The organism is Acaryochloris thomasi RCC1774 (assembly GCF_003231495.1).
GTDB lineage: Bacteria > Cyanobacteriota > Cyanobacteriia > Thermosynechococcales > Thermosynechococcaceae > RCC1774.
On sequence record NZ_PQWO01000054.1, the window covers coordinates 1 to 5764 of the forward strand.

Sequence of the window (5764 nt, forward strand, 5' to 3'; positions counted from 1 at the left end):
CTCACGAGATAGAGGTGGTCGGAGAACAGCACAAGCATTTTAGAGACACATTGCCATGACCACCCAACTAGCCCTACCCTGGCCGTCCCCGGAAACACGCACTTTCGTAAGACCCCAGAACAGCAGCAGGCATTTTAGTGACGTATTGCCATGAAATTCTTAATCCAATTAAGGGATTCCAATAGCTACTACCCTACTCGCTGGACAGTATCTTTCCACGAGAAACCGATAGGTACGATCTCCCGGCCAGTCGGTTCAGAGACCTATCACGCAATTCCAGTGAGGCTCGGGGTTCCCATCCTCCAGGATGGAGACATTCGAGAATTCCTAACCAAAGAAGCTGCGGCAGCAGAGCTATGGAATGCCTATTAGTCAATAGCAGAGAGGGTTTTAAGCAGAAATGAATACGCAACTGTCCCTTCCGTTCTGCCAGCCTGCTCAGCCCCCACCGCTTAGCAAATACGATCGCACCATCATTGCCTTCAGTGGTGGGAAAGACTCCCTAGCCTGCGTCCTGTGGACCACTTTTCATGCCAACAAGGAGAACAATATGGTTTTCGACAATGCATTCACGGATCAGATGATGTACGGACAACATGCCGTTAGGGTTCCAGCTTGGCTCTATACACAACCAGGGAAGGAAGAAGTCATCTTCGTTGGAGCAACAAAGGATCTTAGAGCAAGCCACGGCAACCAGAGAACCCACCAATTCATGCTGGGTGAAATTATTCTACGGCCTCACTTTGCTGTCGCTTCAGACAATTTTAGAGGCCACGGTGCAACCGCACTGCTCACGGCGAATCACATGGACTTCCTTCTTGCAGATGACATGGAAGTCATTTGCGATCCAATGGGTAAGCTCGGAACACTTTGCGACAGATACAGCAAACAGATACAGGCAATCACGGGGCAATGAACACCCAGCTTGAATTAGCGCTTAATGAACCTGCTGCCCTCCCTCCCCCAGAAGCGTACGACCGCACGGTAATCGCCTTCAGTGGCGGCAAAGACTCCCTAGCCTGCGTCCTGTGGGCCATCAAAGCAGGATGTCCCAACATCGAACTATGGCACCACGACATCGATGGTCGTGAAGGTTCCAACCTTATGGACTGGCCTGTCACTCGCTCCTATTGCAAAGCCGTGGCTGACGCCCTAGAGCTGCCCATTTACTTCAGTTGGCTAGAGGGAGGCTTCGAGCGTGAGATGCTGCGAGAGGAACAGCGCAAAGCACCGACATGGTTCGAGATACCTGACGGCCTTCAATCGACTGGAGGACAAAGCGGCAAGCTGGGCACTCGCCGCAAGTTCCCGCAAGTATCCGGCAATCTGGCGGTGCGCTGGTGTAGCGCTTACCTGAAGATCGACGTTTGTGCGATCGCAATCACCAACCAAGAAAGATTCAACCACAGCAAGACGCTCATTCTTTCTGGAGAGCGGGCCGAGGAATCACCCCAGAGAGCCAAGTACGAAGCTTTCGAGCCAGACCGAACTGACAATCGGGATGGCAGAAGCCGTCGCTATGTAGACCGCTATCGTCCGATTCATCACTGGTGTACAGCAGAAGTCTGGAGCCTAATCGAAGAGTTTTGCATCAATCCACATCCGGCCTATCAACTGGGTTGGGGTCGGCTGTCCTGTATGTCCTGCATCTTTGGCAGCGCGAACCAATGGGCCTCCATTCGTAAGATCGCCCCTGCTCACTTCGAGCGTATCGCCCAGTACGAGGAAAGATTCAACACAACGATCCAACGAACGATGAGCGTCCGACAGTTGGCCGAGAGGGGAACACCTTACCCCGAGGCAAACAACCCTGAGCTAGTGGCCCTGGCGCTCAATGACAAATACGAACAGCCGGTGATTGTCAGCGAATGGAAGCCCCCCGCTGGTGCCTACGGAGAAAGCAATGGACCGAACTAGAGAAAACAAATGATTCATCTATTGAATTTCGGGATGGGCGCGCCAAGACTGCATAGATTATCTCAAATCAAAGCTAGGAGTGACCTGGGAGAAATCCTGTTGTAGTTTCTGCCCCTTTCAAAGCAAACAAAATGCGATCGCAAGGTACAAAAAACTCCCGAAGTCAGGAGCCTTCGCCCTCTGGATTGGCGGTCTAGCTCTGGCGCTCAATCCCAGAATGCATCTGTTCAGCTCAGGAACAGCCTACGACCTCTGCGTCGAGGGAGGTTGCCATGATGCGATCTCACTCTATGAAAAAAGGCTCAGAGAGTCTGAGTTCGCTATCTATCGTGTCCGACGTATTTACAAAGCCAACGGAACAACCAAACGAACGATGGTTAACGCTCGCCGCAGCGTGGAAACCATCGGTAGCGGCAGTCGGAAGGATATAGAAGCCCAAATCAACAGACTTGAGATCGCAACCCACAGCGAACTTGAAACCACTGGCGGGTGGATCAGAGTTTATATACATCGAAGGGAGCCAAAGACGTATCCAGCTATCGAAGAATTTTTTGTCGCTTGCCCTTCTGCAATAGAGGACAAATGCCAAAACATCAGCAAGTTCGAGAGCGACTGGCGAGAGATGACCGGAGCTGTGCAGCAACTCTCATTGCTGTAATTGAAAGCTCTATTGCTTGCGATCTCAACTCGCAATCTATACATCGATGTATAAAGCCACCCCTCAGATCTCCGACCGCAGCCCTTGATATTCTCGCCAGCTCTCCAGCGCCTCCTCAACATCGAGATCGGTAATTATGCGATGGCGTTAGCCTGCCTTCGGCAATCGCAAGCGGAAGTTAGCGACCACCAAACCTTGACCCAGTAGCGATGGTTGATCGCATCCCCCAGTGAGCCGTAGAGCAAGGCTTTAGTTTCTGCATGTTCGATCGCTGCCGTCAGGACGTTTTCAATGCCTTCAGACTGGATGAAATCTTGGGGGTTCATCTGCCTAAACGCCGGAGAGTGATCTCGTTATAACAACGACAGAAGCTCCGATAATTCCAGCCCAGGCCGTACCAATGAGAGCAAGGGTCAAACCCCACAACCGACCATCCCACTTTTCTACCTTGGCATTGGTGGCCTTGATATCTACATCAATCGTCGTAAGCCGATTATCAATGGCATCAAAACGACTCAATACCTTTTGCTCAAATGATTCCGGTGTTGCCTGCGTCATATCAAACCCTCACGCTCTGCAGCTTCACGGATCACCCGTCTCAGCCACGCTGACTTATTCGGAAGCCGATCAACCGCAGCTTCCACCTCAGGCTCCAAACAAGTGCCTGTAGTACGCCGAGACAACTTGGGCGCAACTTCAGAATCAAGGCGAACTGAGCGAAGATGTTCAGTCTTTGGCGAAGGATTGGGCATATATGCATCATAAGCAGGATAGAACAATCTTAACTTAGCCCATCATCATGAATTCCTTCAATGTAAACTTTCTAAAATAAAGTCTTTTTGTATGCATCATATGATGCATACATGATATTATAGATACATACAAACAAAGCAAAGCCACCGCCCAATCCCGGAAAGAAACAAGCGGTGACGATGCACTCCCAAGACTAATCAGGAGATTTCCATTATGACTATTTCCCTCGCCCCTGCAACAGCCCAGCAGTCGCAACTCTTCTGTGTCGATGCCGAAGTCGAGCAGTTCGACCCACTCAACGAGTGCATGGTCCGCGAAGATTACACCTTCGCCTGTGAGCGCAAAGGCGGTTACGTCCAACGCATCAAAGCCTGGGTTGCAACCAATTGCACCTTTGGTACTGTTGCCCCCAACCTTATCGAGCTGTATTGCTCTGAATGGAAGACAGCAGCAGACGACCGTATCGCAGCCATCGACGACCAGTTCTAAGCACCAGGGGGCCGCAGCGCCCCCATCGCCTCACCATTGCAAACCCCAGCGCTACAGGGGACTACGCGAGAAATACTCATGCTTGAAGTTTCAGCCGCTCCAATCCCAGACACCTGGACTGCCTCAGACTCCAATGATGACCCTGAGATATTCGCAGTCAGCACGGGAAACTCACCAGACCAAGCGATCGCAAACTACTTCGACAATTGCTTAGAGCAAGATCCCCATTACATGAACGATTCGTCTGAATTCGTTCGCTTCATGCGGACCTACTAACGCAAACAACAGGGGCCATAGCGCCCCCGCCGCATACCTTCCGTAAACCCATCGCTACAAGGGACAGGAGAAATATACATGATTACCGCAGAAGCACTTCAGCAAAATCTCGCGCATTGCACCGGCACCGAGCAATGGTACCGGCATCCACTGGGAATCACTTACACAGACGGCATCAAGATATTGACCGAGGATGCCCAGTGTATGTGGCTTGTGGATGCGATCACATCTCACCAAAAAAGCTACCAGATTATATACAACCCTGACCTACAAGAGTTCCAGCTCTGGCTGCTGAAAGTTAATGAGGATCGCAGCGCAATCCTAGCCTGCTACGAAGACAGCCCCAGCACTTGCGAACCTGCGATCAGCCAGCTAATCCCCTCCACGGACTTCCCGATGCAGGAAATCAAGCTTTATATGGAGCAAGGAACACTACTGCTTCCCTCAGAACACTAAAGCCATCGGGGGCCACAGCGTCCCCGCAGCAATACAAACGCCCGACCACTGCAAGGGCCATACAGGAGTAAGACCCATGAAACCGAAAGAACTTGAGCAACGGCTCAGGCAGTTTCAGCCTAGCCCCACTCGCCACCGACATTTCACTGGGCTTTTATACACCGATGGAATTCTATACATCATTGAAAAGCTTGAAATTGAGTGGTTAGTACTTGCGATCGCCACTCACCAGAAAGGCACCAGCATCACAGCTAGCAAAGAACTACAGCAATTCCAATGCTGGAAATTTCACAATGGCAGCACTCCTGTCCTGTTTTGCTACAGGGATAGGCTCAACACATCTCCAGAATTTGGCCGTCAAGTCCGTGCTACAGCCTTCCCCTTGCCTGAACTAGAGCTATTCGTTGTCGAGGGTTGTCTCATGCTGCCCTCGGAATACGAAGGCTCCTGATTATCGCGGCCACCCAACGCAGAAATATTGATCTATTCAGAAGGACGTATTGATATGCAGCCAACATTACCCAAAAGACTCCAAAGACATCCACAACATGCAATCGCAGTTGCGATCGCAAGTCTAATCAACGATTTACTATTCGCTGGCCGGATCGACTGGAACACGGCGGTTTACTACTGTCCGCCTGGAGCCTTTCATTTGCTGGAATGTCCAGCAAGCCATGCAACAGTCGCAATCAAATCAAAGGAGGTTTGACCCATGAAGACACTACGGCCCCTCGGGTTCGGCGAATCCCTCCGAACCCTGTATATCTATGCTCACAGAGCCAACGGAAATAAACTCTGGTTTCAGCTCATCGACAGCGAACCTCAGGAACTACCCCCGTCCCTCACCGGCTATCTCAAAGCCATCGAATTTCCCAAGGTCGAACGACGGGGAAAAGAGTGCTGCAAACTCAATATCACCCTGACCGCACACCGGCCCGTCGTCATCGAATGCGGTCATGATTCTACTTTTGCGAAAAGTTTCATGGTTGCGATCGCAAGTCTAACACCAGCTCAACTGCAGCAGCCGATTACTCTTGAGGCCCAGCCGGGAACGCAGGATGAATCTGTTCTGTTTTGCAATGTGTGGCTAGGGTACAAGCGCATCTTTCTGGAGTGGGACGAGAACACCGACTGGAGAGCCGTCGCTGGGCAGGCGATCGCTAACGTTCGGGCAGCTCAGGGGGTGAGGGCATGAGCTTCCTCGACGAAAAGGTA

At 51.4% G+C, this 5764-nt stretch carries 12 protein-coding genes; 10 read left to right on the forward strand and 2 right to left on the reverse strand.

Translation table 11 applies throughout. The features are described from left to right. Nucleotides 1-150: 150 nt before the first annotated feature. The 4 genes from C1752_RS27690 (at nucleotide 151) to C1752_RS27705 (ending at nucleotide 2575) form a co-directional block, all read left to right on the forward strand. Entirely contained in the window at nucleotides 151-372 is a 222-nt protein-coding gene (locus tag C1752_RS27690) for a hypothetical protein (protein ID WP_110989267.1), read from the forward strand. 28 nt (nucleotides 373-400) lie between these two features. Then, nucleotides 401-916: a hypothetical protein gene (locus C1752_RS27695; RefSeq protein WP_110989268.1), complete on the forward strand. Its 516-nt coding sequence runs from the start codon at nucleotides 401-403 to the stop codon at nucleotides 914-916. Further along, nucleotides 913-1917: a phosphoadenosine phosphosulfate reductase domain-containing protein gene (locus C1752_RS27700; RefSeq protein ID WP_110989269.1), complete on the forward strand. Its 1005-nt coding sequence runs from the start codon at nucleotides 913-915 to the stop codon at nucleotides 1915-1917. The genes C1752_RS27695 and C1752_RS27700 overlap by 4 nt, the downstream gene beginning before the upstream one ends. A 79-nt stretch (nucleotides 1918-1996) precedes the next feature. Next, nucleotides 1997-2575: a V-type ATP synthase subunit E family protein gene (locus tag C1752_RS27705; protein WP_110989270.1), complete on the forward strand. Its 579-nt coding sequence runs from the start codon at nucleotides 1997-1999 to the stop codon at nucleotides 2573-2575. A gap of 134 nt (nucleotides 2576-2709) precedes the next feature. Here the strand turns inward: C1752_RS27705 and C1752_RS27710 are convergent, their stop codons facing one another. Beyond that, on the reverse strand, nucleotides 2710-2901 hold the full coding sequence (locus tag C1752_RS27710; RefSeq protein ID WP_110989271.1) for a hypothetical protein: 192 nt from the start codon (nucleotides 2899-2901) through the stop codon (nucleotides 2710-2712). A gap of 4 nt (nucleotides 2902-2905) precedes the next feature. Then, the gene (locus C1752_RS27715; protein WP_110989272.1) at nucleotides 2906-3133 is read right to left on the reverse strand and encodes a hypothetical protein; all 228 of its coding nucleotides are present in this window, start codon (nucleotides 3131-3133) and stop codon (nucleotides 2906-2908) included. Nucleotides 3134-3541: 408 nt separating this feature from the next. Between C1752_RS27715 and C1752_RS27725 the strand changes: the two genes are divergently transcribed. The 6 genes from C1752_RS27725 to C1752_RS27745 all read left to right on the forward strand — a co-directional run bounded on the left by C1752_RS27725 (nucleotide 3542) and on the right by C1752_RS27745 (nucleotide 5744). After that, entirely contained in the window at nucleotides 3542-3817 is a 276-nt protein-coding gene (locus C1752_RS27725; protein ID WP_110989274.1) for a hypothetical protein, read from the forward strand. Nucleotides 3818-3895: 78 nt separating this feature from the next. Further along, nucleotides 3896-4093: a hypothetical protein gene (locus C1752_RS27730; RefSeq protein ID WP_110989275.1), complete on the forward strand. Its 198-nt coding sequence runs from the start codon at nucleotides 3896-3898 to the stop codon at nucleotides 4091-4093. 78 nt (nucleotides 4094-4171) lie between these two features. Continuing rightward, a complete protein-coding gene (locus tag C1752_RS27735) occupies nucleotides 4172-4549 on the forward strand; it encodes a DUF6876 family protein (protein WP_110989276.1) in 378 nt (125 codons plus the stop codon). Between the two features lie 76 nt (nucleotides 4550-4625). Continuing rightward, nucleotides 4626-5000 (forward strand): DUF6876 family protein, encoded by a 375-nt coding sequence (locus C1752_RS27740; protein ID WP_110989277.1) that lies wholly within the window; start codon nucleotides 4626-4628, stop codon nucleotides 4998-5000. A 54-nt stretch (nucleotides 5001-5054) separates the two neighbouring features. Then, nucleotides 5055-5258 (forward strand): hypothetical protein, encoded by a 204-nt coding sequence (locus tag C1752_RS28220; protein ID WP_146242479.1) that lies wholly within the window; start codon nucleotides 5055-5057, stop codon nucleotides 5256-5258. A gap of 3 nt (nucleotides 5259-5261) precedes the next feature. Next, nucleotides 5262-5744, forward strand: a complete 483-nt coding sequence (locus C1752_RS27745) for a hypothetical protein (RefSeq protein ID WP_110989278.1) — start codon at nucleotides 5262-5264, stop codon at nucleotides 5742-5744. Nucleotides 5745-5764 lie beyond the last annotated feature (20 nt).

What these genes read in the sequence shown, in the direction of transcription:
- C1752_RS27735 (WP_110989276.1), top strand. Translation starts at nt 4,172, where the DNA reads ATGATTACCGCAGAAGCACTTCAGCAAAATCTCGCGCATTGCACCGGC.
- C1752_RS27695 (WP_110989268.1), top strand. Translation starts at nt 401, where the DNA reads ATGAATACGCAACTGTCCCTTCCGTTCTGCCAGCCTGCTCAGCCCCCA.
- C1752_RS27730 (WP_110989275.1), top strand. Translation starts at nt 3,896, where the DNA reads ATGCTTGAAGTTTCAGCCGCTCCAATCCCAGACACCTGGACTGCCTCA.
- C1752_RS27700 (WP_110989269.1), top strand. Translation starts at nt 913, where the DNA reads ATGAACACCCAGCTTGAATTAGCGCTTAATGAACCTGCTGCCCTCCCT.
- C1752_RS27740 (WP_110989277.1), top strand. Translation starts at nt 4,626, where the DNA reads ATGAAACCGAAAGAACTTGAGCAACGGCTCAGGCAGTTTCAGCCTAGC.
- C1752_RS27725 (WP_110989274.1), top strand. Translation starts at nt 3,542, where the DNA reads ATGACTATTTCCCTCGCCCCTGCAACAGCCCAGCAGTCGCAACTCTTC.
- C1752_RS27710 (WP_110989271.1), bottom strand. Translation starts at nt 2,901, where the DNA reads ATGAACCCCCAAGATTTCATCCAGTCTGAAGGCATTGAAAACGTCCTG.
- C1752_RS28220 (WP_146242479.1), top strand. Translation starts at nt 5,055, where the DNA reads ATGCAGCCAACATTACCCAAAAGACTCCAAAGACATCCACAACATGCA.
- C1752_RS27690 (WP_110989267.1), top strand. Translation starts at nt 151, where the DNA reads ATGAAATTCTTAATCCAATTAAGGGATTCCAATAGCTACTACCCTACT.
- C1752_RS27715 (WP_110989272.1), bottom strand. Translation starts at nt 3,133, where the DNA reads ATGACGCAGGCAACACCGGAATCATTTGAGCAAAAGGTATTGAGTCGT.
- C1752_RS27745 (WP_110989278.1), top strand. Translation starts at nt 5,262, where the DNA reads ATGAAGACACTACGGCCCCTCGGGTTCGGCGAATCCCTCCGAACCCTG.